21 protein-coding genes and 1 riboswitch are annotated in these 21,840 nt (G+C 72.3%); of the genes, 7 read left to right on the forward strand and 14 right to left on the reverse strand.

The annotated features are described in order from the left end of the window. Positions 1 to 950: 950 nt before the first annotated feature. The 6 genes from ABTW72_RS25680 to ABTW72_RS25705 all read right to left on the reverse strand — a co-directional run bounded on the left by ABTW72_RS25680 (position 951) and on the right by ABTW72_RS25705 (position 5,300). Entirely contained in the window at positions 951 to 1,433 is a 483-nt protein-coding gene (locus ABTW72_RS25680) for a phage tail protein (protein WP_030327509.1), read from the reverse strand. Between the two features lies 1 nt (position 1,434). Further along, positions 1,435 to 2,697, reverse strand: a complete 1,263-nt coding sequence (locus ABTW72_RS25685; protein WP_124815285.1) for a phage tail sheath family protein — start codon at positions 2,695 to 2,697, stop codon at positions 1,435 to 1,437. Between the two features lie 23 nt (positions 2,698 to 2,720). Then, positions 2,721 to 3,422 carry a carboxypeptidase-like regulatory domain-containing protein gene (locus tag ABTW72_RS25690; RefSeq protein WP_350862550.1) on the reverse strand — a complete coding sequence of 234 codons (702 nt, stop codon included), beginning with the start codon at positions 3,420 to 3,422 and terminating at the stop codon, positions 2,721 to 2,723. After that, positions 3,419 to 4,027: a glycine zipper family protein gene (locus ABTW72_RS25695; RefSeq protein ID WP_350862553.1), complete on the reverse strand. Its 609-nt coding sequence runs from the start codon at positions 4,025 to 4,027 to the stop codon at positions 3,419 to 3,421. Before ABTW72_RS25695 ends, ABTW72_RS25690 begins: the two co-directional genes overlap by 4 nt. A gap of 11 nt (positions 4,028 to 4,038) precedes the next feature. After that, positions 4,039 to 4,374 (reverse strand): hypothetical protein, encoded by a 336-nt coding sequence (locus tag ABTW72_RS25700; protein WP_030327513.1) that lies wholly within the window; start codon positions 4,372 to 4,374, stop codon positions 4,039 to 4,041. Between the two features lie 143 nt (positions 4,375 to 4,517). Continuing rightward, positions 4,518 to 5,300 (reverse strand): LppM family (lipo)protein, encoded by a 783-nt coding sequence (locus tag ABTW72_RS25705; RefSeq protein ID WP_350862556.1) that lies wholly within the window; start codon positions 5,298 to 5,300, stop codon positions 4,518 to 4,520. 170 nt (positions 5,301 to 5,470) lie between these two features. Between ABTW72_RS25705 and ABTW72_RS25710 the strand changes: the two genes are divergently transcribed. Next, positions 5,471 to 5,935 carry an NUDIX hydrolase gene (locus ABTW72_RS25710; RefSeq protein ID WP_350862558.1) on the forward strand — a complete coding sequence of 155 codons (465 nt, stop codon included), beginning with the start codon at positions 5,471 to 5,473 and terminating at the stop codon, positions 5,933 to 5,935. Here the strand turns inward: ABTW72_RS25710 and ABTW72_RS25715 are convergent. Continuing rightward, positions 5,905 to 7,068 carry an FAD-dependent oxidoreductase gene (locus ABTW72_RS25715; RefSeq protein WP_350862561.1) on the reverse strand — a complete coding sequence of 388 codons (1,164 nt, stop codon included), beginning with the start codon at positions 7,066 to 7,068 and terminating at the stop codon, positions 5,905 to 5,907. The genes ABTW72_RS25710 and ABTW72_RS25715 overlap by 31 nt on opposite strands. Before the next feature lie 67 nt (positions 7,069 to 7,135). Between ABTW72_RS25715 and ABTW72_RS25720 the strand changes: the two genes are divergently transcribed. Continuing rightward, positions 7,136 to 7,765 carry a TetR/AcrR family transcriptional regulator gene (locus ABTW72_RS25720; RefSeq protein WP_350862564.1) on the forward strand — a complete coding sequence of 210 codons (630 nt, stop codon included), beginning with the start codon at positions 7,136 to 7,138 and terminating at the stop codon, positions 7,763 to 7,765. Positions 7,766 to 8,241: 476 nt separating this feature from the next. Then, the gene (locus ABTW72_RS25725) at positions 8,242 to 9,366 is read left to right on the forward strand and encodes an FUSC family protein (RefSeq protein ID WP_350862567.1); all 1,125 of its coding nucleotides are present in this window, start codon (positions 8,242 to 8,244) and stop codon (positions 9,364 to 9,366) included. Positions 9,367 to 9,378: 12 nt separating this feature from the next. Here the strand turns inward: ABTW72_RS25725 and ABTW72_RS25730 are convergent, their stop codons facing one another. After that, on the reverse strand, positions 9,379 to 10,107 hold the full coding sequence (locus tag ABTW72_RS25730; protein ID WP_350862570.1) for an alpha/beta hydrolase: 729 nt from the start codon (positions 10,105 to 10,107) through the stop codon (positions 9,379 to 9,381). 91 nt (positions 10,108 to 10,198) lie between these two features. Then, on the reverse strand, positions 10,199 to 11,191 hold the full coding sequence (locus ABTW72_RS25735) for a LacI family DNA-binding transcriptional regulator (protein WP_350862573.1): 993 nt from the start codon (positions 11,189 to 11,191) through the stop codon (positions 10,199 to 10,201). A 160-nt stretch (positions 11,192 to 11,351) separates the two neighbouring features. On the opposite strand from ABTW72_RS25735, the gene ABTW72_RS25740 reads away from it, so the two are divergent. Together ABTW72_RS25740 and ABTW72_RS25745 are read left to right on the forward strand one after the other, a co-directional pair. Continuing rightward, entirely contained in the window at positions 11,352 to 12,614 is a 1,263-nt protein-coding gene (locus tag ABTW72_RS25740; protein WP_502892245.1) for an MFS transporter, read from the forward strand. A 73-nt stretch (positions 12,615 to 12,687) separates the two neighbouring features. Further along, positions 12,688 to 13,584, forward strand: coding sequence for an aldo/keto reductase (locus tag ABTW72_RS25745; RefSeq protein ID WP_350862575.1), 897 nt, complete (start codon positions 12,688 to 12,690; stop codon positions 13,582 to 13,584). Between the two features lie 19 nt (positions 13,585 to 13,603). Here ABTW72_RS25745 and ileS read toward each other — a convergent pair whose 3' ends face one another. The 3 genes from ileS to ABTW72_RS25760 form a co-directional block, all read right to left on the reverse strand. Further along, positions 13,604 to 16,750, reverse strand: a complete 3,147-nt coding sequence (ileS, locus tag ABTW72_RS25750; RefSeq protein ID WP_350862578.1) for an isoleucine--tRNA ligase — start codon at positions 16,748 to 16,750, stop codon at positions 13,604 to 13,606. 279 nt (positions 16,751 to 17,029) lie between these two features. Further along, the gene (locus ABTW72_RS25755; RefSeq protein ID WP_350862581.1) at positions 17,030 to 17,692 is read right to left on the reverse strand and encodes a hypothetical protein; all 663 of its coding nucleotides are present in this window, start codon (positions 17,690 to 17,692) and stop codon (positions 17,030 to 17,032) included. Between the two features lie 31 nt (positions 17,693 to 17,723). Beyond that, positions 17,724 to 18,209: a hypothetical protein gene (locus ABTW72_RS25760; protein ID WP_350862584.1), complete on the reverse strand. Its 486-nt coding sequence runs from the start codon at positions 18,207 to 18,209 to the stop codon at positions 17,724 to 17,726. Positions 18,210 to 18,631: 422 nt separating this feature from the next. Between ABTW72_RS25760 and ABTW72_RS25765 the strand changes: the two genes are divergently transcribed. Further along, on the forward strand, positions 18,632 to 19,408 hold the full coding sequence (locus tag ABTW72_RS25765; protein ID WP_350862586.1) for a maleylpyruvate isomerase N-terminal domain-containing protein: 777 nt from the start codon (positions 18,632 to 18,634) through the stop codon (positions 19,406 to 19,408). Here ABTW72_RS25765 and ABTW72_RS25770 read toward each other — a convergent pair. Beyond that, positions 19,405 to 20,124: a hypothetical protein gene (locus ABTW72_RS25770; RefSeq protein WP_350862589.1), complete on the reverse strand. Its 720-nt coding sequence runs from the start codon at positions 20,122 to 20,124 to the stop codon at positions 19,405 to 19,407. The genes ABTW72_RS25765 and ABTW72_RS25770 overlap by 4 nt on opposite strands. After that, positions 20,117 to 20,698 (reverse strand): RNA polymerase sigma factor, encoded by a 582-nt coding sequence (locus ABTW72_RS25775; protein ID WP_350862592.1) that lies wholly within the window; start codon positions 20,696 to 20,698, stop codon positions 20,117 to 20,119. The genes ABTW72_RS25770 and ABTW72_RS25775 overlap by 8 nt, the downstream gene beginning before the upstream one ends. Positions 20,699 to 20,825: 127 nt before the next feature. On the opposite strand from ABTW72_RS25775, the gene ABTW72_RS25780 reads away from it, so the two are divergent. Next, positions 20,826 to 21,161, forward strand: a complete 336-nt coding sequence (locus tag ABTW72_RS25780) for a hypothetical protein (RefSeq protein WP_112588084.1) — start codon at positions 20,826 to 20,828, stop codon at positions 21,159 to 21,161. A gap of 353 nt (positions 21,162 to 21,514) precedes the next feature. Further along, a riboswitch (cobalamin riboswitch) is annotated at positions 21,515 to 21,691 on the forward strand. Positions 21,692 to 21,840 lie beyond the last annotated feature (149 nt).

Raw genomic sequence — 21,840 nt, forward strand, 5'->3', positions numbered from 1 at the left:
AGGGTTGACCGTCCGAGTCGCCCCGGAACCCGTCGCGATCACCCGAGAGCCGATCGGCCGTGGGTCGTACGGGGGACGAGCCGGTGGAACGGCCGTGGTCGACCTCGCCGGACCACCGTGCGTCCAGGGGCGGGTGTGCGGTGGTTCGGGTTGCTTCGGCCTCCGCCCGGCGCGGGCGGCCGCTCGGCGAACTGCCCGGCCCGAAGACCATGGAACGGACCGGCTGCCGGGGTCCATCCGCCCGGGGCGACCCGCTCGCGTCGAGGGCCGTGGTGTCGGAGGCCGTGGTGTCGAGGGCTGTGGTGTCGCCCCGGGCCGCCCGGCGTACCGGCGGCACCGCCGCGCCCGGTCCCGCCGGCCAGGTCGAACCGGTTGGCGGGGTCGAGGGGTCCGGCCAGGTGGATCCGGCCGGCCGGGTTGTGCCGTCCGAGCTCGACGAAGGTGTCCGGTCGCCGGATGGGCCGGCAGCACCGTCGCCCGTACCGTCGGGGTCAAAGGCCCGTGACGAACGGCCGGACCTGCCGGTTCGGCCCTCGGCCCGCGACCTCGTCGGCCTCTTGTCTCCGTTCGCACCGGGACCGCCCACGTCCCCCTCGTTGCCGATCCTGCCGGTCCTGCCGAGCCCGCCGATCCTGCCGGACCCGCCGGACCTGGAGTTCGCGACCGGGGGCGCACTGTCGGCGTCGACCCGACCGGTCGATTCGCCCTGCCCGCCGCTGCGGGCCCCGGCCTGGGCGTTGCCGGCCGGGGACGGGTCGAGGTCCAGGTCGTGCAGCAGGCCGGGCGCGTGGGCGGCGACCAGGTCCAGCCAGTGCCGCGGCGGTTCCCCGAAACGGCGTGGTGTCGCCGCGGGTGTCTGCGACGGCGGCGGAGGGTGGCCGGCGGGCTCGACGCGCCCGGCGAGGCGCTGCACCGCCCCGGCCGCCAAGCGCAGCCGGCCGGCCAGCCAGCTACGCGGGCGTCGGCGCGGTGGCACCGCCGGTCTCCAGCTCCAGGCCCTCGTAGCGCAGGGTCAGCGAGGCGATGGCGATCTCGTGGCTGAGGGTGTTGAGGTGTGCCCCCCGCCACCGGGTCGGCCAGGCGTCGATCAGATTCCAGCGCAGCACCTCGGCCGTACCGACCGAGTCGAGAAGCACCACCGAGACGTTGCGCCGGTTGAGGGTGCCCTGGGCGGTGGCGTTCACCCAGTCCCACAACTCGCGGGAGGCGGTGAGGCCGAAGTGCAGCGTGACCGGCTCGTACTCGGCCTGACCGGGCACCATCCGCATCCGACCCAGGCCGTGCTCCCGGTACGGCTGCCCGGGGATGTTCACCTCCAACCCGGTCATCTCCGTGAAGTGGCCGTTGGTGACGCCGTTGATGAGCAGTCGGAAGTTGTACGCCCGGTACGGGTCGACCGGGGCCCCGGGTTGCGGGGTGGCGGTGGTGGGCATGTCAGCCTCCGATCGTCTCGGTCTCGGTGCCGCCGGCCCACTGGCTCAGCTTGAACACCACGAATTCGGCGGGCTTGACGACCGCGATGCCGATGTGGGCGATCACCATGCCCGCGTCGCGGACGTCCGGCGGGTTGGTCTCCTCGTCGCACTTGACGAAGAACGCCTCCTCCGGGCTGCGCCCCAGCAGCGCGCCGTCGCGCCACACCCGGGTGAGGAACGCCCCGATGTCGCGTCGGATCGAACGCCAGAGGGTGAAGTCGTTGGGCTCGAACACCATCCACCGGGTGCCGTTGGCGATGGCCTGCTCGATGGCGATGCTGAGGCGTCGGACGTTGAGGTAGCGCCACTCGCTGGCCTCGGCGGCGAGCGTACGGGCGCCCCAGACGCGGATGCCCTCGCCGGCGAAGTAGCGGATCACGTTGACGCCCTTGGGGTTCAGCACGTCGTGTTCCGGTCGGGTGACCAGGTAGCCCAGGTCGACGGCGCCGCGCACCGGCTCGTTGGCCGGTGCCTTGTGCACCCCCCGCAGGGCGTCGGTGCGAGCCCAGATGCCGGCCAGGTGCCCGCTCGGCGGGGTGAGTTCCAACTCCCCGCTGATCGGGTCGCGCACCCGTAGCCAGGGGTAGTAGAACGCGCCGAACTCGGACTGTCGCGGCCGGTAGGCGGCCCCCTCGTGGCCGCCGGAGCCGCCCGGCTGGGCCGGACCGCCGCCGGGACCGCCGGCCGCGCCACCGCCGGTACCCTCGGCGGGCTTGGGGGGTTTGCCGGAGGACGGCGTGGCGACCCGGGTCAACGCGGAGATGTCGTCGATGTCCGGCGCCGGGTCGCAGATCGCGACCATGGTGCGGGTGCGCTCGGCCATGCTGAGCAGCGCCTCGTGGGACACCACGTCGTGGAAACCTGGCGCGGCGATGATGGAGATCTCGTCGACGGCCTCCAGCAGTTGCAGACCGCCACGCCGCTGCCCGGAGCCGGTGATCGCGCCGCCCTCGCCGACGTTCACCACCCAGCAGCGGGCACCCCCGTTGTCGAGGAAGCCGAAGACCGCCCGGGCCAACGGGGTGCTCTCCACCCGCTCCCCACCGGCGAAGAGCCGCAGGAACTCCGTCCAGTTGTTGACCGGCACCGCCTTGCCCAGGTGGGCGGAGCGGTCCGGGGCGACGCCGACGAAGGCGGCGATGCTGGTGCTCGCCGGCCCGATCGGTCGGGCGCCGCTGGGGACCTCCTCGACATAGATGCCGGGGGAGAAGTAACTGGGCATCGGTCCTCCTGTGCCTGTGGGTGTCAGTGGGTCGGTGGCGCGCAGACGATGACGATGTCGTCCTCGGCGGGGTCGACGTCGGCGGTGAGGACGAGCCCGCGTCCGGTCAGCCGCAGCCGGACCGGGCCCGGGTGCTCGGGGTCGTGCGGGACGCCGACGATCAGGAACCGACCCTCGGTGTCGGTGCGGGTGGCGGACCCGGTGCCGGGCAGCTCGACCCGCATCGCGGCCAGTGGCTGCTCCTGGGGGCCGACCACCCGCCCACTGAGGCTGCGTACGTCGAGTTGCCGCAACCGCAGCGGTTGCAGCACCGGCGGCGCGGCTGGAGTCGGATGGTCCACCTGCGCCGCAACGTCGATCAGCAGCGCCGGTCGGGGCGCCGTACCGAACGCCGCCCACAGTGGTGGATCACCGGCCTCCAGTACGACCGGGTAGCTGCCGTCGCTGGTCGCGGCGGTGAGCACCCGGTCCAGCCGGGGCAACCCGGCCGGACCGGTGACGCAGAGCAGGTGGCGGACCGTGAACCGGTACGGTTCGCGGACCGCGCCGCTGGAGCGGGTCTGCCGGGCCGGGCGCAGCTCCATCGGCCAGAGGGTGAGCCCTTCGGCGTCGTCGTCGCACGCGCGGGGCGGGCCGACCGGGACCGGTTCCCCCGCCGCGCTGGTCACCCAGGCGACCAGCTCGGCGGTGGCGGTCTCGATCGGTCCGCGCCCGTGGGTGGTCATCGCGGCGGCGTCCCCTGGATCCGGTACGCGATGGCCTCGTTCCACACGTGCGGGTAGACGCCGATCTCGAAGTACCGGGTGAAGCGGTTGATCGGCGCGTTGGTGTGGTCGTGGTAGAGCAGCCACACCGGCGCGATGGTGAACAGGACGTAGTTGGCAAGGACGAGGGGGATGTAGAGCGGCCCGAGCAGGCGACCCTGGAAGATGTGCACGTCCTCGTGCCGCTGGATGCCGGGGCTGGAGCCGGCGCAGACGGTGCCGATGGTGGTGGCGTAGCGAGGCGAGACCCCCTCCACCACACATACCCGACCGCTGTTCAGTGACGTTGGCCGGTCCAGTGAGTGCCCGAAGACCAGGTGCACGGTCAGGTAGATGGCGCCGACAACGGTGTTGAGCAGGCTCCAGGTGTGGTCGACGACGAAGAGGAAGATGCCGCGGGCGTCCGAGGCGTACACCCCGGCGGAGGCGACCGACCAGCCGAAGACCGCGCCGACCACCAGGCCCACGACGGCGCCGATCAGCAGCCCGATCGAGCCACCGGCGAGGAAGCCGAGCAGGGCGGCGAAGCCGACCTGGATGGCTGCGCTGAGAATTCCGAAGACCATGACGACACCCCTCAGACCCAGGAACGGAAGACTCGGGGCTCGCGACCGCTCGCGACCTGGGTCGGCGTCGCCTGTCGGTTGCCGGGCGGGAACTGGTTGACGCCGAGCGCGGCGGAGAAGATGACCAGCGCGTTGAAGAACGCGATGACCCACTTCTCGCCGCCGGCGTCGTCGGCGAACGCCGCTGTCACGTAGGACAGCAGCAGCGCGATGGCGATGGCGATCCACTTGCGGAGCTTGTCGCCGCTCGGGCCGATCAGCCCGCCGATGACGTTGGTGGCCAGCAGGGTGGCGGCGCTCGCGCCGGCGATGGTCCCCAGGGCTGCCCAGGTGAAGAGATCGTTCATGACGATCCCCCTTCTGCGATGGTGCGACCGGGATGTGGTGGTGGTGAGGTCCGGTGCCCCTGCGGGGAGCACCGGGGCCGGTCGCCATCGTTTCGGGGGCGGCCGGGGCCTGGCGTGGCCGGCTGAGCCGGCCACCGGATGGATCAGCCGGGCCCCGGGGCGCCGGCGGGCGGGCCCGGCGGCGGGGTCGGACCGGGCGCAGCCGGCGCCGCGGGGTGACGGCGGCGAACCAGGAGTACGCCCACCGCGGCGAGCAGCAGCAGGAGGAGGACACCGCCGACGACCAGCAGCCAGGGGAATCCGCCGTCGTCCTCCTCGCCGGCGGCAACCGGGGAGGTGGACGCTCGCGGTGGCGCCTCGGCCACGGCCCGCAGCTCGGCTGGCTTCTCCTGGTTGGGATCGACCTTCCAACTGACCGAACGGCCGTTGACGGTGCCATTGCTGTCGATCACCCGGCCGGGAAATGTCACCGAGATCTCGAACGACATGAGCTTGAGGAACGCCTGTTGGTTCTGCGGATTCTGTTCCGCAACCTTTCCGCCATATTTCTTGGGATCGAGCGGCAGCGTGAAGCGGTACAGATCGCCGTCCCTGACCAGCTTTACGCTCTCGGTGTCGAAACCGGCCAGCGGCGCCTTGCGGTAACTGATCTGGGAGCCGTAGAAAGTGTCGTCCTGGTAGAGGGTCTCCTCGCCCGCCGGTAGGGCGGGGATGTTCTGCCGCAACTCCGCGAAGGCGACCGGGAGGTTCTTGTTGCGGCCGCTCAGCACGGACTTCTGGGCCGTCAGCAGGAGCTGCCCGTCGACCGTGTCGTCGGCGTTGACAGTCAACCCCATGTTGAGTTGCATGCAGCCGCTCAGCGCGGCGAGAAGAAGGAGGCACACCGCGACGCGGAGTGCCCTACCGCGGTTGACTCTCCTGTTCATGGGCTCAGTGTGTGTGATCGCTTTCACCATCAGCAGTCAGCGATCGGTCACAACGAAGTCGCCGATTGTACCGGCGCGCTGTCGCCTTTGATTGGTCCCCACGGCGACCCGAATGACTATTCTGGAGCTTTGGGGTCATGACGGTTCCTCGCCGGCCGTAGTCTGGTCGGATGAGAATTGTCGCGTGCGTCCTGCTGGTAGATCCCGACGGGCAGCTGCTGTTGCAACTGCGCGACGGCGACGCGACGCACCACCCGAACGTGTGGGGGCTGCCCGGCGGCCACGGCGAGCCGGGGGAGACGCCGGAGCAGACCGCCGAGCGGGAGTTGTTGGAGGAGACCGGCCTGCGGGCCGACGGGCCACTGCACCCGGTCGCCGTGCAGACGCTGCCCGAGCTGGCCCGGGTGAAGCACTACTTCCTCGGCAGCACCAGGGCCCGGCAGGATGACGTGGTGCTCGGCGAGGGCGCGGCGATGCTCTTCGTCCCCGGTGCCGAGGTGCTCGACGGTCGTCCCTGGACGCCGGGCACCGTGGAGGTGTTGACCGAGTTCCTCGCCTCGGCGGAGTACGCCGCCCTGGCCACCGGCCGGATCACCGGGCCGGCTCAGCCCGCCGGCGGACGCCAGTCCGCGTAGCGGGCCATGCTGCGCAGGGCGACCCGGCCCGGGGTGAGCCGCAACGCGATGGTCCGCATCGCGAAGGCAATCGGGTTGTGCAGCTGCTGTCCGAACCGCCCGGCGACGTAGGAGGCGCGGGCAACGGACTGACTGCGTGGTCGACGCTGCTCGTCGTACGCCGCCAGAGCGGCGGGCACTCCCTCGGCGCCGCCGGCGCAGACCGCACCGAGCACCACCGCGTCCTCGATCGCCTGCCCGGCGCCCTGCCCGAGGTTGGGTGTCATCGGATGAGCGGCATCGCCGAGCAGCGCCACCCGGCCCCGCACGTACGAGGGCAGCGGCTCGGCCAGGTAATGGATGTCGTTGCGCAGCACGACCTCGGGTGGGGTTGCCGCGAGAAGCGCCGGGATGGGGTCGTGCCAGTCGCCGAAGCGTTCCCGCACGGCCGCCAGCTCGTCGGGGGCGTGGCCGCCGGGCGGGGCGTTCAGCGCGCCGTACCAGTAGAGCTGGCCGTCGCCGATCGGCACCATGCCGAACTCGGCCCCCGGCCCCCAGGTGATCGCGGCCGGGAGCGGGTCGGGAAACGCGATGGCTGCCCGCCACGTCGTCGAACCGGCGTACACCGGGTCGGGGTGGTGCGGCCAGAGCTGGGCGCGGACCCGGCTGCGCAGGCCGTCGGCGCCGACCACCAGATCGGCGCTGAGGGTGTGCGAGCCGTCCGGCCCCTGATAGCGCACCTCGGCGCGGTCCGGGCCCGACTCGACGTGCTGCACTGTGGCGTTGGTGTGCAGGGACGAGGCCGGCAGGGCCTCGCGCAGGGTGCGGTGCAGCGTGGCCCGGTGCACGCCGAGCGCCGTGGTGCCCAGCTGCTTGATCATCTCCGAGGCGTCCACCCGGGACAACCACCGTCCGTGCCGGTCGCGGATTCCGCCGGGCGCTTCGCCGTGTCCACCCCGGCGCAGGGCCGGGCCGACGCCGAGGGCGTCCAGCGCGCGCACCGCGTTGATCATCAGGCTCAGGCCGGCTCCGACCTCGCGCATTTCGGGGGCGCGCTCCAGCACGGTGACCCGCCAGCCGTGCCGGTGCAGGGCGAGCGCCGCGCTCAACCCGCCGATGCCGGCGCCCACCACCACCGCGTGTGAGTCGACCATGTCGATCCTCCTTCTACATCTGTAGAAGAGTGATACTACCTGCGGACCACCGGAAGGGAGGAGTGCCATGACGGCGCGGGCGAACCGGATCGCGACGCTGACCGACGCGGCCATCGAACTGATCGCCGACGGTGGCATGCGAGCCCTGACCCACCGGGCGGTCGACGGCCGCGCCGGAATGCCGCCGGGCACCACCTCCGCGTACCTGCGGACCCGTCAGGCGCTGATCGAGGCGGTCGTCGGACGGCTCGCCGAGCGGGACCGGGCCGACCTGGCCGCGTACGACCTGCCGACCGGCCCGCCACCCCCGACCCCGGCCCCCCGGCTCGACAGCGGCGACCTCGACGCGCTCGCCGCCGGCGTCGCCGAGGTGCTCGACCGCTGGTTGAGCACCGGACGAAGCCGGAGCCTCGCCCGCTACGCCTGCCTGCTGGAGGCGGTGCACCGGCCCGAGCTGCGCGGCATCCTGGAACACGGCACCGGCCTACGGGTGCAGGCCCGGGACCTGCTGACCCGGGCCGGGGCCAACGACCCCGACCGGCAGGGCGACCAGTTCGTGGCGTTCGTGGACGGGCTGCTCTTCGACCGACTGGCCGGCGCGGGCGCGCTCAGCGCGCCACAGCCCGGTACGGTCGCCAGCCGGGCCGACCTGAGCGCCGCCGTCCGTACGCTGCTGCGCGCCCTCACCGGAAGCTGACCCGACCCCGCCGGTCGCCGAGCGGGTCGCCGGGCCTGGTGTGCGCGAGCCCGGCAGCGCGCGTACCCGACGGTGTGCGGGCCTGACGGTGTGCGGGCCTGGTGGTCCGTGGGCCTGACGGTGTGCGGGCCTGACGGCGCGCTGGCACTCGGGCGGTCGCGGGCAACCCGGTGATCAGCTCCGACGCGTGATGGGAGACGATCGCCTCGGGATGCCGTGGGCTGCCGACATGTGCCGTGGGCGGGCCCTTTGGAGCTGAATCGTTTACGACATCGAGCCTGATTCGTTTACGGCATCAGCTCCAAAGGGGGAGCGGACGGCGTGCTGCGGTGAGCCGGCGGCGTGATGTCGAACTTTGGCGGTGTGCCGTCGTGAGCTGGTGGTGTCTGTCGTGACCTGACAATGCCGTGCCGTGTCGGGTCGGGGTGGTCGGCCGGGGCGGCGGGCCGGCCGGCGTGGGTGGGAGAGGTTGGGCGATGGTGCGGTTCAGCGGCCTGCGGACGGCCGGCGGGCGGTTGCGGCACGGCTGGCGGCCGGTGCTGGAGGCGACCGTCGCGGCGACCGTGGCCTGGCTGCTGGCTACCCGGTTGCTCGGACACCCGCAGCCGTTCTTCGCGCCGGCCGCCGCGCTGATCGTCCTCGGGCAGGCCCGGGGGCAGCGCATCCGCCGGGCCGTCGAGGTGATCCTCGGGGTCGCCGCCGGGGTGCTCGTCGCGGACCTGGTGGTGCAGGCGCTCGGCCCGGGCAGCACCTGGACGGTGTTCACCGTCATCCTGCTCACCGTGCTCCTCGCGGTGGCCTTCGGCGCCACCGGCGTGACGCTGGTGCAGGCGGCGGTCTCCGCGCTCTACCTGGTGGTGGTCGCACCGCCGGACGGCTCGTTGGTGCCGTTCCGCTTCGTCGACGCGCTGGTCGGCGGCGCGGTCGCCCTCGCGGCCAGCCTGTTGGTCGACGCCCGGCGTCCGCTGGCACCGCTGGTCGCCGAGGTACGGCGGACCTTCGACGAGTTGGCCGGGCTGCTCGGCGGGATCGCCGAGGCGCTGGACGACCGCGACGAGCCGGCGGCGGTCGCCGCGCTGAGGCAGGCGCGGGGGATGGACGCCCGGGTGGACGGGCTGCGCGACGGTGTGCTGGCCGCCGGTGAGGCGCTGCGGCTCAACGTCCGTCGACGTCGGCACATCGGTCGGCTGCGCTCGGTGGACGAGTCGATCCGGCAGATCGACTACGCGGTCCGCAACGTCCGGGTGCTGGCCCGTGCGGGCGTGACCCTCAGCCGGCTGCACACCCCGGCCCCGCCCGAGCTGGGCGCCGCCCTGCGGTCACTGGCCGAGGCGGTCCGTCAGGCCGGTGCCGCCCTCGCCGCGGACCTGAACGGGCAGGAGGACACCGCCGACCGACACGCCACCCGGGCCGACGAGTCGGCGTTGGCCGCGGTGCACGCCGCTGGGCAGCTCTTCGGTCCCACGCAGACCCTCCCCCTCGCGATGATCATCGGTCAGGTCCGGGCAACGGCCATCGACCTGCTGCGCGGCGTCAACCCGGAGGACGACGTGGCCGTCCTCGCCCGCGTCGACGACGCCCTCGGCCTCCCGCCGGTCTGACGTCCGTACTGCTCAACGCTGGTTCCCTGCCCGTGGAGGATGGGCGGTGAGCCAGGCGACGGCGGAATCGCGGATCGGGGCGGGGATGTCGTGGCCGCCGGGGAACTCCTGGTAGGTCACGTCGTAGCCGAGATCGTGCAGGCGGGGGACGAGACGGCGGCTGCACACGTCGATGGGCAGCACCCGGTCGTCGACGCCGTGCGAGATGAAGATCCGTGGCCGGCCGTGGGTGACCGGTGGCGCGGCGAAACCGGGGGAGAAGGCCAGCACCGCGTCGACCAGATCCCCGTTCGCCAGGCCCAGCGACAACGCGTACGAGGCGCCGTCGGAGAAGCCGCCGACCGTCACGTCGGCCACCGGGTAGGTGTCGAAGACGGTCGCCAGCAGCCCGTCGATGCGCCCCACGTCCGCCCCGAAGCCGCCGGCGATCAGGTCCCAACTGGCCGCCGACGAGTCCGGGGCGACCAGCAGCAGATGCTGCGCGTCCGCGACCGGCAACAGCAGGTCCAGCCCCTGTCGCGCCGAACCGCCCGCACCGTGCAGGAGCAGCACCAACCGGTACGCCGAACCGTCGGTCGCGAGCTCCGGGGCGTACCCCAGGGCCAGCCGGTCACCGTCGGGGCCGGTCATCGGCACCAGCCCGGTGCGGCCCGACGCCACCGGCGGGTGGCGGCGGGCGGTCAACCGGCCGTCCCGGGGGCTCGGCGCCGGGTCCCAGTGCGACGGCGCGGAGTCGGACACGGGTCGGCGCTCCTCACGGTGGACGAAAGGTCCGACGCGGTTACCCGGCCCGTACGGGGTTAACCGTCAGCGCGCTCGACCGAGCGTCGACTCAGGCGCTGGCCCTCGCCACCAGGGCGGACGGGAAGAGGGTCACCGGGGCCGCCGGGCGCCCGTCCAGCAGGGCGGTGGCCGCGGCGACGGCGATCCGCCCCACCGGATGACTCGCCGTGGTCAGCGCCGGGGCGGTCATCCCGGCCAACGGAATGTCGTCGAAACCGGCCACCGCGACGTCCGCGGGCACCCGCGCACCGGCGTCCCGCAGGCCCGCGATCACCCCGAGCGCGGTGTCGTCGCTGATCGCGTAGATCGCGTCGATGTCCGGCCAGCGGCGCAGGGCCTCGCCGGCCGCCGTCCGGCCGCGCGCCGCCCTGAAGTCCCCGGGGAGTATCCGCTCCGGCAGACCGGCCTCGGCCATCAGTCGGCGGTACGTCTGCACCGGGCGTTGCGCGCAGGGCAGCCACCGGGGGCCGGTCACCATGGCGATCCGGCGGCGACCCGAGGCGTACAGGTGGCGCAGCACCGCTTCGGAGCCGGCGGCGTTGTCGACGTCGAACGACGGCACGGTCGCCGAGCCGACGCCGATCGAGACCACCCGACCGCGCAGCGACCGGGGCACCGAGGCCAGCAGGTCCTCGGTGGTGTTGACCAGGATCACCCCGCACACGCTGCGATCCCCGTCGAGTTGGTCGAGGCTGCGGGGGTCGCCGAACGGCAGCCAGTACAGCGCCACCCCGACACCGGCGGGCGTGCACACCCGGGCGGCCGCGCCGACCACCTGGTGCACGTACGGGTCGTCCAGCACCGCGGCGCTGGTGCCCAGAACGGCCACGACGAGGCGTACGCCGCCCCCGCCGCTGACCAGCGCCCGGGCGGCCGGGTTGGGCACGTAGCCGAGCTGGTCGACGGCTGCCGTGACCTGTTTCCGGGCGGCCGGCGAGGCGAACCCCGTGCCGGCGATCACCCGCGACGCCGTGGACCGGGACACCCCGGCGACCCGGGCCACGTCCTCGAGAGTGGCCGGTCGCTGTGCCGCTGTCGTCATCGTCGCCTCCTGCGGCGGCCCGTCCGGTCGGACCAACGCCTGCTCACATCATGCCCTGGCCGGAGCAGCAGCGGTAAGGGGCGGTTCCCGGTTGTGGTGGTAGCGCTCTCAGGTGTGCGATCGTGCCAGGAGATCACCCCGAGAAAGAGGACCTACCCTCGTGAGCGCCCCCACCAGTCAACCCGTAGCCCGGGACACCGCATCGCCGACCCTGCGGACGGTGCGGCTCGCCCGCAACGGCGTCGCCGTCACGTTCACCCTCAACGGGCTCGCCGTCGGCAGCTGGTTCTCCCGCGTCCCGGCGGTCCGGGAGGCGCTGGACCTTTCCGCCGGCCGACTCGGGCTGCTGCTGCTGGCGATGAGCGTCGGCGCGCTGCTGGCCATGCCCACCTCCGGCCTGCTCGCCCAGCGATTCGGTGCGGCCCGCACCGTCACGATGGCCACCGTGCTGGTCGCGGTCGGCCTGACCGTGGCGGGGCTGGGCGCCACGATGACCGGGTCGTTCGCCATCGTCGCCCTGGGACTGGTCGGCCTCGGCTACGGCTCCGGCGCCTGCGACGTGGCGATGAACGTCGAGGGCGCGGCGGTGGAACGGCGGCTGGGCCGTACGATCATGCCCCGGTTCCACGCCGGGTGGAGCCTCGGTTCGGTGGCCGGAGCGGCGCTCGGCGCCGGGGCGGCCCGGTTCGACGTGTCGGTCGGCGCGCATCTCGTCGCGGTGGCGGTGGTCGTGTTGACCGGCACCGCGCTCGCCGCCCGGACGTTCCTTCCCGTGGGCAGCGACCACACCGGCGACCCGGCGGACGCCACCCCGGCGGCCCGTCGCCGGGCGCAACTCGCCGCCTGGCGGGAGCCGCGCACCCTGCTGATCGGGCTGTTCGTGCTGGTGGCGGCGTTCACCGAGGGTGCCGCCAACGACTGGCTGGCCGTCGCGTTCATCGATGGGCGGGATTTGAGCGAGGCCGCCGGCGCGGCGGTCTTCGCGGTCTTCGTGGTGGGTATGACAGTCGGACGCACCGTCGGCACCATCGCGCTGGACCGGTGGGGTCGGGTACCGGTGCTCAGCGGCACCATCGGCCTCGCCGTGGTCGGCGCCGGCCTGGCCGTGCTGGCGGGCTCCGGGCCGGTGGCCGTCATCGGCGTCGCGCTGTGGGGCCTGGGCGCGTCGCTGGGCTTCCCGGTCGGGATGAGCGCGGCGGCCGACGACGAGGCGCACGCGGCGGTGCGGGTGAGCGTGGTCGCGGTGATCGGCTACACCGCGTTCCTCGGTGGCCCGCCGTTGCTGGGGCTGGTCGGCGACGAGGTCGGCACCCTACGCGCGCTGCTGGCGGTGCCGTTGCTGCTGCTGCCGACCCTGCTGCTGGTGCCGGTGCTGCGCCCCCAGCGCTCCGCTGAAACTGCTCCGTCGGTAGTTAAAAACTAACCCACTTCGCCGCCGGGCGGTATCGGGTGCGCGGCCGACTGCGCCGCGCACCCGCACTGGTTACGGTCGCCCGATGCCAACCGATGAGATCACCGCCGCCGCGGCGGGCACCTGGACCCTGGGCGACCGCACCGTGCACCGGATGGGCTTCGGCTCCATGCGGATCACCGCGAACCCCGACCCCGACCGGGCCGTCGCCCTGCTGCGCCGCGCCGTGGAGCTGGGCGTCAACCACATCGACACTGCCGCGTTCTACGTCTCGCCCGGTGGCACCCTGCGCGTCGGCACCGGCCCGGCCCGCTACGCCACCGAGCTGATCCGCGCGGCGCTCGCCCCGTACCCGGAGGACCTGGTGATCGCCACCAAGGTCGGTTTCGGGTACGACCCGGAGGCGGGCTTCACCGAGGCGTTCACCCCGGCGCAGTTGCGGGCCCAGGTGGAGGAGAACCTTCGCCGGCTCGGCCGCGACCAGCTCGACGTGGTGAACCTGCGCCTCGGCCGGGGGCCGGGTGCGGTGCCGGTGGCCGACCGGTTCGGCGCGCTCGCCGAGTTGCGGACCGCCGGGCTGATCCGGCACCTCGGGCTCTCCAACGTCCGGGCGGAACAGCTGGACGAGGTGGCGGGCATCGCTCCGGTGGTCTGCGTGCAGAACAACTACGGGGTGGACGCCTACCGGGAGCAGGACGCGCTCGTCCGGCTCTGCGGTGAGCGGGGCATCGCCTACGTGCCGTTCTTCGCGCTGGCCGGCACCAAGCGGGAGGCGGGCGCGAGCACCGCGCAGGGCGAGGCCGTGGAGGCGGTCGCCCGCGCCCACGGCGTCACCCCGCAGCAGGTACGCCTCGCCTGGACCCTGCATCAGGGCCCCCACGTGCTCGCCATCCCCGGCACCTCGGACCCGGAGCACCTGGCGCAGAACATCGCCGCCGGAGCCCTGCGCCTGACCCCGGAAGACCTGACCCGCCTCCAGTGATCGTCCACCCCGTCGCCGCTCAGGCCCGCACGACGTGCACCACGATCTCCTGACCGTCGCCCACCGTGCCGGAGAACCCCTCCGACAACGCGTCCACAACCGTCAACTGGAGCGCGAGGGTCTCGTGCGCGATGAGCTTCTGGTGTGTGGAGATCGCCGCCGCGACGTCCGCGGGGGCGGCGATCGACACCGTGATCCGGTCGGCGACCTCGAAGTCGGCGTCGCGGCGGGCCTGCTGGATGGTGCGTACGACGTCGCGTGCGACGCCCTCGGCTGCCAGTTCGGGGGTGATCTCGGTGTCCAACGCGATCGTCGCGCCGCGCTGGGACTCCACGACCCAACCGGTGCGCGGCACCTCCGTGATCAGGATGTCGTCCAGACCCACCTCGACCTGCGCACCGTCGACCGACAGTGGGTACGTCCCGTTCGCCCGGACGCCGTCGACCAGGTCTCGGGGGGCCACGGCGGCGATCGCCTTCGCGACGTGCTGGGTGCGGTTGCCGAACCGGCGGCCCAGGGTCCGGAAGTTCGCTTTGACCTGCACGTCGATGACCCCGCTCTGGGGATCGAGCGGCTGGAGGACCTTCACGTTCAACTCGTCGCCGATGTCGTCCAGCAACGCCTGCGGGAAAACGGTGCCGGCCGGCAGCCCCACGAGTGCCCGGCTCAGCGGCTGACGGATCCGCAGACTGCTCGCCTTGCGCGCGGATCGTCCCGCCTCAGCCAACGCCCGCGCCGTGGCCACCTGTGCCGACAACTCCGTGCTGATCAGCGCGGTGTCGGGTGTGGGCCAGGTCGCCAGGTGCACCGACTCCGGAGCCGACCCGGCACCGCGGCGGACAACCTGCTGCCACACCTCCTCCGTGACGAAGGGAATGAACGGTGCCAGTAGCCGCGTGAGGATGTCGAGGCACTCGTACAGGGTGGTGAGGGCGTCGGGGTCGCCCTCCCAGAAACGCTGCCGCGACCGCCGTACGTACCAGTTCGACAGGTCGTCGATGAAGTCGGCGAGCAGTCGGCCGGCGCGCGCCGTGTCGTAGTTCTGCATCCGTTCGTCGACGGCGGCCGCGAGGGCGTGGACCTCGCCGACGATCCACCGGTCCAACACCGGTCGCTGGGCGACCGGCTGCGCCAGATGCGGCGCCCACGTCGAGTTCGCCGCGTAGAGGGAGAAGAACGCCGCGGTGTTCCAGTAGGTCATCAACACCTTGCGGACGATCTCGTCGAGCGGGCCGGGCCCGATCCGGCGCGGCGACCAGGGCGAGCCGGAGCACGCCATGAACCAGCGCACCGCGTCGGCGCCGTGCGTGTCCATCAACGGGATCGGCAGCAGGATGTTGCCCAGGTGTTTGCTCATCTTGCGGCCGTCCTCGGCCAGGATGTGCCCGAGGCAGACGACGTTCTCGTACGGGGACCGGTCGAAGACCAGTGTGCCCACCGCCATCAGCGTGTAGAACCACCCCCGCGTCTGATCGATCGCCTCGCAGATGAACTGGGCCGGGTAGGTGCGCTCGAAGATCTCCTTGCTGCCCGGCACGTGGGGGTAGCCCAACGACGCGAACGGCATCGCCCCGGAGTCGTACCAGGCGTCGATCACCTCGGGGACGCGGGTGGCGATCTGGCCGCAGTCCGGGCAGGCGAAGGTGATCTCGTCGACGTACGGGCGGTGCGGATCCAGCTCGGACAGGTCGGCGCCGGCCAGTTCCCCGAGCTCCGTACGGGAACCAACCGCCGTCACGTGGTTGTCCGGGCATCGCCACAGCGGCAGCGGGGTTCCCCAGTACCGGGCGCGGGACACCGCCCAGTCGATGTTGTTCTTCAGCCAGTCGCCGTAGCGGCCGTGTTTGATGTGCTCCGGGAACCAGTTGGTGTTCTCGTTCTCCCGCGTCAGCTCGTCGCGGACCTCGGTCGTCCGGATGTACCAGGACGGCTGGGCGTAGTACATCAGCGGCGTGTGGCACCGCCAGCAGTGCGGGTAGGGGTGCTCGAACGGTTCGTGGCGGAACAACCGACCAGACTTCTTCAGGCGGTCGATGAGCAAGGCGTCGGCGTCCTTGAAGAACACCCCACCGACCAGGTCGATGCCGTCGTTGAACCGCCCGTTCGGAGCGACCGGGTTCACCAGCGGCAACCCGTACGCGCGGCAGACGGCGAGGTCGTCCGCGCCGAAGGCCGGCGCCTGGTGCACCAGGCCGGTGCCGTCCTCGGTCGTGACGTACTCCGCGAGGACCACCCGGTGCGCGTCCGGGATGTCCACCAGGTCGAACGGTCGCTCGTACCGCAAACCCTCCAGGGCCGACCCGGGTACGGTCGCCAGGATCTCCGCCTCGTCGCCGAGGACCCGCTGGGTCAGCGGTTCGGCGACGACGAACGTGCCCTCCCCGGTGCGGGCGAGGGCGTACGTCACGGTGGGATGGACGGCGACGGCGGTGTTGGACACCAGGGTCCACGGGGTGGTGGTCCAGACCAGCAGGTCGACGCCGCTGTGGCCGGCTACGTCCCCGCGCAACGGAAACCGCACGTACACGGAGGGGTCGGTAACGGTCTCGTACCCCTGGGCCACCTCGTGGTCGGACAGTGTCGTGCCGTCGCGGGTGCAGTACGGCGCGACCCGGAAGTCCTCCACCAGTCGCCCGCCGTCGTGGATCTGCTTCAGTGACCACCAGACGCTGTCCACGTACTCCGGGGACATGGTCTGGTACGGATGCTCCAGGTCGATCCAGTAACCCATGCGTTCGCTGAGCTGGACGAACTCGTCCACGTGCCGCAGCACCGAGGTGCGGCACAGGGCGTTGAACTCCGCGACGCCCATCTTCTCGATGTCGGGCTTGCCGCTGAGCCCCAGTTCCTTCTCCACCGCGAGCTCAACGGGCAGGCCGTGGCAGTCCCACCCGGCACGGCGCGGCACCGAGAAGCCCCGCATCGTCCGGTACCGGGGAAAGAGGTCCTTGAAGACCCTCGCCTCGATGTGGTGGGTGCCCGGTGTGCCGTTGGCGGTCGGCGGCCCCTCGTAGAACACCCACGGCGGACCGTCGGCCGTCTGCTCCAGACTCCGGTCGAACACGTTGTTGGCCTGCCACCACTCGATGACCGCACGGTCCATCCCACCAAGGTCGATCTTGGTGGGCAGTGGCACGAATGGTGACTTCAACGGACCGTCCGGCACCGACGTTCTCCCTACACTCCACGTCCGCTCGCGCGGGCATCAGCTCACTGCCCACGCGGGGACGAAGTGCCGGGCGTATGGCCAGGACTCCGCGGTACCACCCCGCTTGCGCCTCGATGGTGCAGGCGCCGCTCAATTTCGCGACGTGACGTGCCGCTACGTCCGGTTCTACTGGGGCGGCGGAGCTGCCCGTTCTTCCGGAGGCTCCCCGGTGATGGCCGGATCGGTGCCGATGCCGCCCAGCATAGCTGTCCGCGCGCGCAGCCAGTGGCCGGAGCGTCAGGCGTGCAGCCAGATGCGGAGTGGGCCGGTGGTGGTGAAGCCGGCGGAGAGCGCCGGCGTGAGGTCCGGGGTGGTTTCGTAGCCGACCAGCGGTGCGTTGGGCAGGGTGGCGCACACCGCGCGCCAGATGTCCCGGGAGTTGTCGGTGCGGGTGAACAGGTTGGAGACGCCGTACGGGCCGTCGCCGCTGAGCACCGCCCCACCGATGATCACACCCCGGTCGTCGCGGCGGGCGAGAACCCGTACCCGGGGGTCGGCCAGGAGCGCGGGGCGGAACAGCTCCGCACCGCCGTGGGCCGCCGCCCAGGCCGCCAGCTCGTCGGGTGTGGTGACCGGGGCCAGCGGTGTGTCGACAGGTGGTGCCGACGGCGGCCGGCGGATCCACTGGGCGTCGAAGAGCACCCGGAACCCGTACCCGGACAGGTCGAGGTCGGCGAAGCTGTCCTTCACCGACGCGCCGGGCCCCGTGTCGATCCGGGCCAGCAGGGCCTCGGCGTCGACGCCCGGCCGCAGGGTGACCGCGTCCGGGTACCAGGTTGGCGAACGGTGCGGGACCGACCAGGCGTCGGCGTCGGTACGGCCGGCCAACCCGTGGCTGCCGCAGACGATGTCGCACCATTCGGCGTTGTTGCGGGCCGCGGTCCGCACGTCCTCCAGCACGCCAGGCAGCCTAGCCAGCCGGGGCACTGGCTCAGGGGGCGTAGACCAGGTCCATCGTGTCGGTGTGCCCGGACCAGCGCAGGTCGAGGCGCCAGCAACCGGCCTGCGGCAGGTCGATGATCGACGGACCGGGGCCACCGGCGACCTCCCGGATCACCCGGGTGTCGGTGCCGTCCAGCCTCGCGGTGATCACCAGGGTTGCCGGTGCGGCCGGGTCGGGCGAGGTCGTGGCGGCGCGAGCCACCCAGAGGATCTTGTTGTTCGACCCGTCCGTTCGGACCTGCCGCAGGGGATGGGCGAACAGCACCGCCACGATGTCACCCTTCGCGCCGAAGACGTGCGGAACCCGCGCGTCCCCGCTGAACCCGGCGTCCGCCCAGTCGGGCAGGGACCCCGTCTCGACCCGCGCCGCGCAGGTGGTCGCGGTGCTCGCCGTGGTTGCCGCACCCGCCGTGGGTGCCGCGCCGCTGGTGGTGGTCGTGCACCCCGCCAGCAGGACCACCGAGGATGCCAGCATCAACCTGCCCCAGGAACCCATCTCGCCCCTTCCGGTACGCGCCGAGAACTCGTCGCACCTTTCCGACACCGCCCAGGCCCGCCGGGTTCCTGGTCCTGTGACCGGGAACGTCTACCGGGTTGGCGGCGACGCCGGAGGGGACAGACCCTCACGGGCGCATGTGAGGATGCCTACGTGGAACAGACACCGAGTCGGCGGGCAGCCTCGGACGTAACGAGGCTTGTGTGACGACCTGGCAGGGCCGAGACGGCTCGTAGACCGGGCTGACCGGCCAGGAACCAGTGCTGCCCGGCCGGCGTGGGTCAGGAATGGTCGCCGTTGGCGAGCGGTGCGCGGAGTTCCGGACGGCGCCGGGCGGCTGTTCACGCGTTCGTCCGACAAATTCGCTGTCCGTGGTCGCAGCGTAGTGGTACACAGCCGAGGTGCAGAACATCTTGGCTTTCCCCGAGGTCCTGCGGTTGATCGAAGACCGCTCAGCCGCGGTCCGCGCCGCGATCGCGTCCGCCCCCGACCTTGATGTCCAGGTCCCCACCTGTCCGGACTGGACGCTGCGCGACCTGGCGCAGCACCTCGGCGACGGCCGCCGCCGCCAGGCCGCCATCATCGCGGCGGGCCCGGGTGCTGAGCCCCCGGCGAGGACGGACCCGAAGGGCGCCCCGACAGCGCCCCGCGACCGCGAAGCCCTGGACGCCTGGCTGGCCGAGTCGACCGAGCTCATGCTCGACGCGATGCGCGCGGCCGGCCCGAACCGCGGCTGCTGGACCTGGTGGGGTCGCTCGCAGGCCCCGCAGACCAGCGGAGCCGTGGCCCGACACCAGATCCAGGAGTTGGCCGTCCACACCTACGACGCCCAACTCACCCAGGGGGCCGCACAGCCGCTGCCGACGGACGTCGCGGTCGAAGGCGTCGACGAGTTCCTGACGACCGTCGCGGCGACGACCGTCCCCTGGCCGTTCAACCCGGCGACCATCGACCTGCACACGACCGAGGGCCGCTCCTGGCGCCTGACCCTCGACGCCGACGGGGTCCGCTGCGACGACCTCGCCGCCGACGCGCAGCCGGGCGACATGGCGATGCGAGGCACAGCGAGCGACATGGTGCTCTACTTCTACGAGCGCGTCCCGCTCGACGACCTGGAGACCACCGGCGACATCCAGCCGATGGAGCAACTCGCAGACTGGGACCCGAACGCGTACTAGCCCAGTGAGCGCGCGATCTCGATCGCCTCGGCCCTGGTGAGGGTGCCCTCAAGCCGGTAGCTCACGTCGTTGTCCTGCCAGATCAGGGTCGAGCCGGCAAGTCGGGCGGTCTCCCGGCGGATCCCGCCTGCCCGGTCCACGTAGGACAACACGTGCGGGCCGTCGACCCAGACGGCGAAGTCGCCGTTGACCTGGACCCAGTTCGCGCCCGGCGGAGTCACCTCCTTGTGGAAGGCCAGGTCGAGGTGACCGTCGAACGCGTCGACGCGCAGCGCGCCCCCGTCGTAGAGCAGCGTCGCCACCCGGTACCGGCCCGTGGCGTCCGGGTCGGCGACCAGCACCTGCTCGGGCGTGCCCAGCATCGCCGGTAGGCGGATCGGAAACCGCACCGCCCGTTGGGCCTCGTCCAGGGCGACGGCCCGCTGCCCGGGCAACGGCGACGCGGTGCCGCCGGGCGGCGTCGGGGCGGGTGAGGTGGCGATGCTGACCCCGGCGAAGCGCAGCAGCCCCGTGACGACGTCGGCGATCGCGGCCCGCGTCGGCGGCAACACCGCCACCAGCAGGCCGACGAGCGCGACCACGGCGAGCGATCGCCACCGGCGCCGCCGGGGCGCGGGCGTGCCGAGTCGTACGCGGACGCGGGCGGTCACGTCGGGCGGATCGGGGGTGTCCAGCCAGGCGGACAGGTCGCGCAGTTCCCGTTCGAGGTCACCCATGCCGGACCTCCTCACGGTCGAGCAGGCCACGAAGCTTCGCCAGCGCCCGGGACGTCCGCGACTTCACCGTGCCCCGGGGCCAGCCCAGAGCCGCCACCGTCTCCTCCTCGGTGAGATCGAGGAAGAACCGGCAGACGATCACCTCGCGGTCCCGTACCGGCAGTTGTCGCAGGGCCCGCACCAGCGACGCTCGGCGCTCCCCGGCGAGGACCGCGCCGACCGCGTCGTCCTCGGCGACCTCGGACGTCGGGTCCGCTGCCGCCGCCCGTAGGACGAGCCCGTCGCGCCGGCCACGCGAGCGGTGCAGGTTACGGGTCTCGTTCGCGACGATCGCGAGCAGCCACGACCGGAAGGACGCGTCGCCCCGGTAACGGGACAGCTTCCGGTACGCCTTCACAAACGCCTCCTGGATGACGTCCTCGGAGTCCGAGCCCGCGCCGAGCAGCACCGCGGTCCGGTACGCGGACGCGGTGTGCCGGGTGACCAGGAGGTCGTACGCCTCCAGGTCGCCTGCCCGAGCGCGGGTGACGAGCGCCTCGTCGTCCAGGGGAGCCTCCGTTCGGATCACACTCATGACACCGCCCACCCGCTGCGGGTTCCACAGGGATTTCCCGACGCAGGTCAGCTCTCTCCCATCCGGCGTGCAGCGTATTGCCAGGAACCGGTGCTGCACTGGAGGGACGTCGAGGAGAGGGGCGGGCATGAGCTGGTTCAACCGCCGGTCACGGGGTGCCGAGGCGACCCCGACGAAGCTGGACCGGGAGGCGACCCGCGACGACCTCGCGGCGCTGGAGGCGTTCGTCGCCACCCGTCGCGGGGTGGAGTTCTACCTGGAACCGGAGACCACCGCGACCGACACCACGGTGGTGGCGATCGCCCACGACGGCGAGTGGATCCGCCGCCGTACCGGAACGCCCCGCGCGGCCGGGGCCATCGCCCGCAAGCACGCGGTGCCGCTGTACGAGGCGGCGCGCACCGGCTACCCGGAACGGATGCGGACCTGGAGCCGGGCCCACCCGGAACGCCACGCCCGCTGATCGGGGCGTCGACCGGTGTCGGTCGTCGCGCGTGGCGTGTTCGGTCCCGGGCATGTGTCGTTCGGCGCCTTTGGAGCTGAATCGTTGGCGATATCGCCGTACGGCCGGACCTGAAGCCGATGCGCGGACCGGGAGCCGAGGCGGCTGAATCGTCTACGACATCAGCTCCAAAGGGGCCGCGTGAACACTCCGCCCCCTGCCACGGGCCAGTCCGCAGGGCCGATCAACCAGTTCGCCCAGCCCGCCATTGCGGCGAGATGCATCCCCCGCGCGCCGATATTTCCGCAGGTCAATGTGGTGAGCGTGGTCGGGTGGGGGTGGGGTCCGCGTTGACCGGCGGCGCGGCGGTGTGGCAGCATTCGCGGCCTGACGGCAGTGAAGGAAGTCGGTGCGAATCCGACGCGGTCCCGCCACTGTCACCGGGGAGCGATCCCCCCTCGTGAGTCACGGCCGTGTGTCTGCGGTTGGAAGGCCGGGGGAGAGCGTCGATCCGGAAGCCAGGATACTTCGGCCGTCGGGACGTACCCCAGGGCGTGGACACCCGAGGAGGACCCGATGACGCACGGCGTCTCATTCATCGACGATTATCGTCGTATAGCGCTCCAGGCAGTGCATTCCAAGGACACCGGCCACCGGCACCGCTGAGCTGATCGCCCGGCGCTGACCGGCCCCGACGCCT

It is taken from the genome of Micromonospora sp. NPDC127501 (assembly GCF_040302185.1).
In the GTDB taxonomy this organism is placed as follows: Bacteria; Actinomycetota; Actinomycetes; order Mycobacteriales; family Micromonosporaceae; genus Micromonospora.

Bases quoted from the DNA above. Each gene is read 5' to 3' on its own strand.
- ABTW72_RS25725 (WP_350862567.1), top strand. From the start codon at position 8,242: ATGGTGCGGTTCAGCGGCCTGCGGACGGCCGGCGGGCGGTTGCGGCAC.
- ABTW72_RS25780 (WP_112588084.1), top strand. From the start codon at position 20,826: ATGAGCTGGTTCAACCGCCGGTCACGGGGTGCCGAGGCGACCCCGACG.
- ABTW72_RS25685 (WP_124815285.1), bottom strand. From the start codon at position 2,697: ATGCCCAGTTACTTCTCCCCCGGCATCTATGTCGAGGAGGTCCCCAGC.
- ABTW72_RS25715 (WP_350862561.1), bottom strand. From the start codon at position 7,068: ATGGTCGACTCACACGCGGTGGTGGTGGGCGCCGGCATCGGCGGGTTG.
- ABTW72_RS25705 (WP_350862556.1), bottom strand. From the start codon at position 5,300: ATGAACAGGAGAGTCAACCGCGGTAGGGCACTCCGCGTCGCGGTGTGC.
- ABTW72_RS25710 (WP_350862558.1), top strand. From the start codon at position 5,471: ATGAGAATTGTCGCGTGCGTCCTGCTGGTAGATCCCGACGGGCAGCTG.
- ABTW72_RS25700 (WP_030327513.1), bottom strand. From the start codon at position 4,374: ATGAACGATCTCTTCACCTGGGCAGCCCTGGGGACCATCGCCGGCGCG.
- ABTW72_RS25770 (WP_350862589.1), bottom strand. From the start codon at position 20,124: ATGGGTGACCTCGAACGGGAACTGCGCGACCTGTCCGCCTGGCTGGAC.
- ABTW72_RS25735 (WP_350862573.1), bottom strand. From the start codon at position 11,191: ATGACGACAGCGGCACAGCGACCGGCCACTCTCGAGGACGTGGCCCGG.
- ABTW72_RS25745 (WP_350862575.1), top strand. From the start codon at position 12,688: ATGCCAACCGATGAGATCACCGCCGCCGCGGCGGGCACCTGGACCCTG.
- ABTW72_RS25720 (WP_350862564.1), top strand. From the start codon at position 7,136: ATGACGGCGCGGGCGAACCGGATCGCGACGCTGACCGACGCGGCCATC.
- ABTW72_RS25695 (WP_350862553.1), bottom strand. From the start codon at position 4,027: ATGGTCTTCGGAATTCTCAGCGCAGCCATCCAGGTCGGCTTCGCCGCC.
- ABTW72_RS25775 (WP_350862592.1), bottom strand. From the start codon at position 20,698: ATGAGTGTGATCCGAACGGAGGCTCCCCTGGACGACGAGGCGCTCGTC.
- ABTW72_RS25690 (WP_350862550.1), bottom strand. From the start codon at position 3,422: ATGACCACCCACGGGCGCGGACCGATCGAGACCGCCACCGCCGAGCTG.
- ABTW72_RS25760 (WP_350862584.1), bottom strand. From the start codon at position 18,209: ATGCTGGCATCCTCGGTGGTCCTGCTGGCGGGGTGCACGACCACCACC.
- ABTW72_RS25680 (WP_030327509.1), bottom strand. From the start codon at position 1,433: ATGCCCACCACCGCCACCCCGCAACCCGGGGCCCCGGTCGACCCGTAC.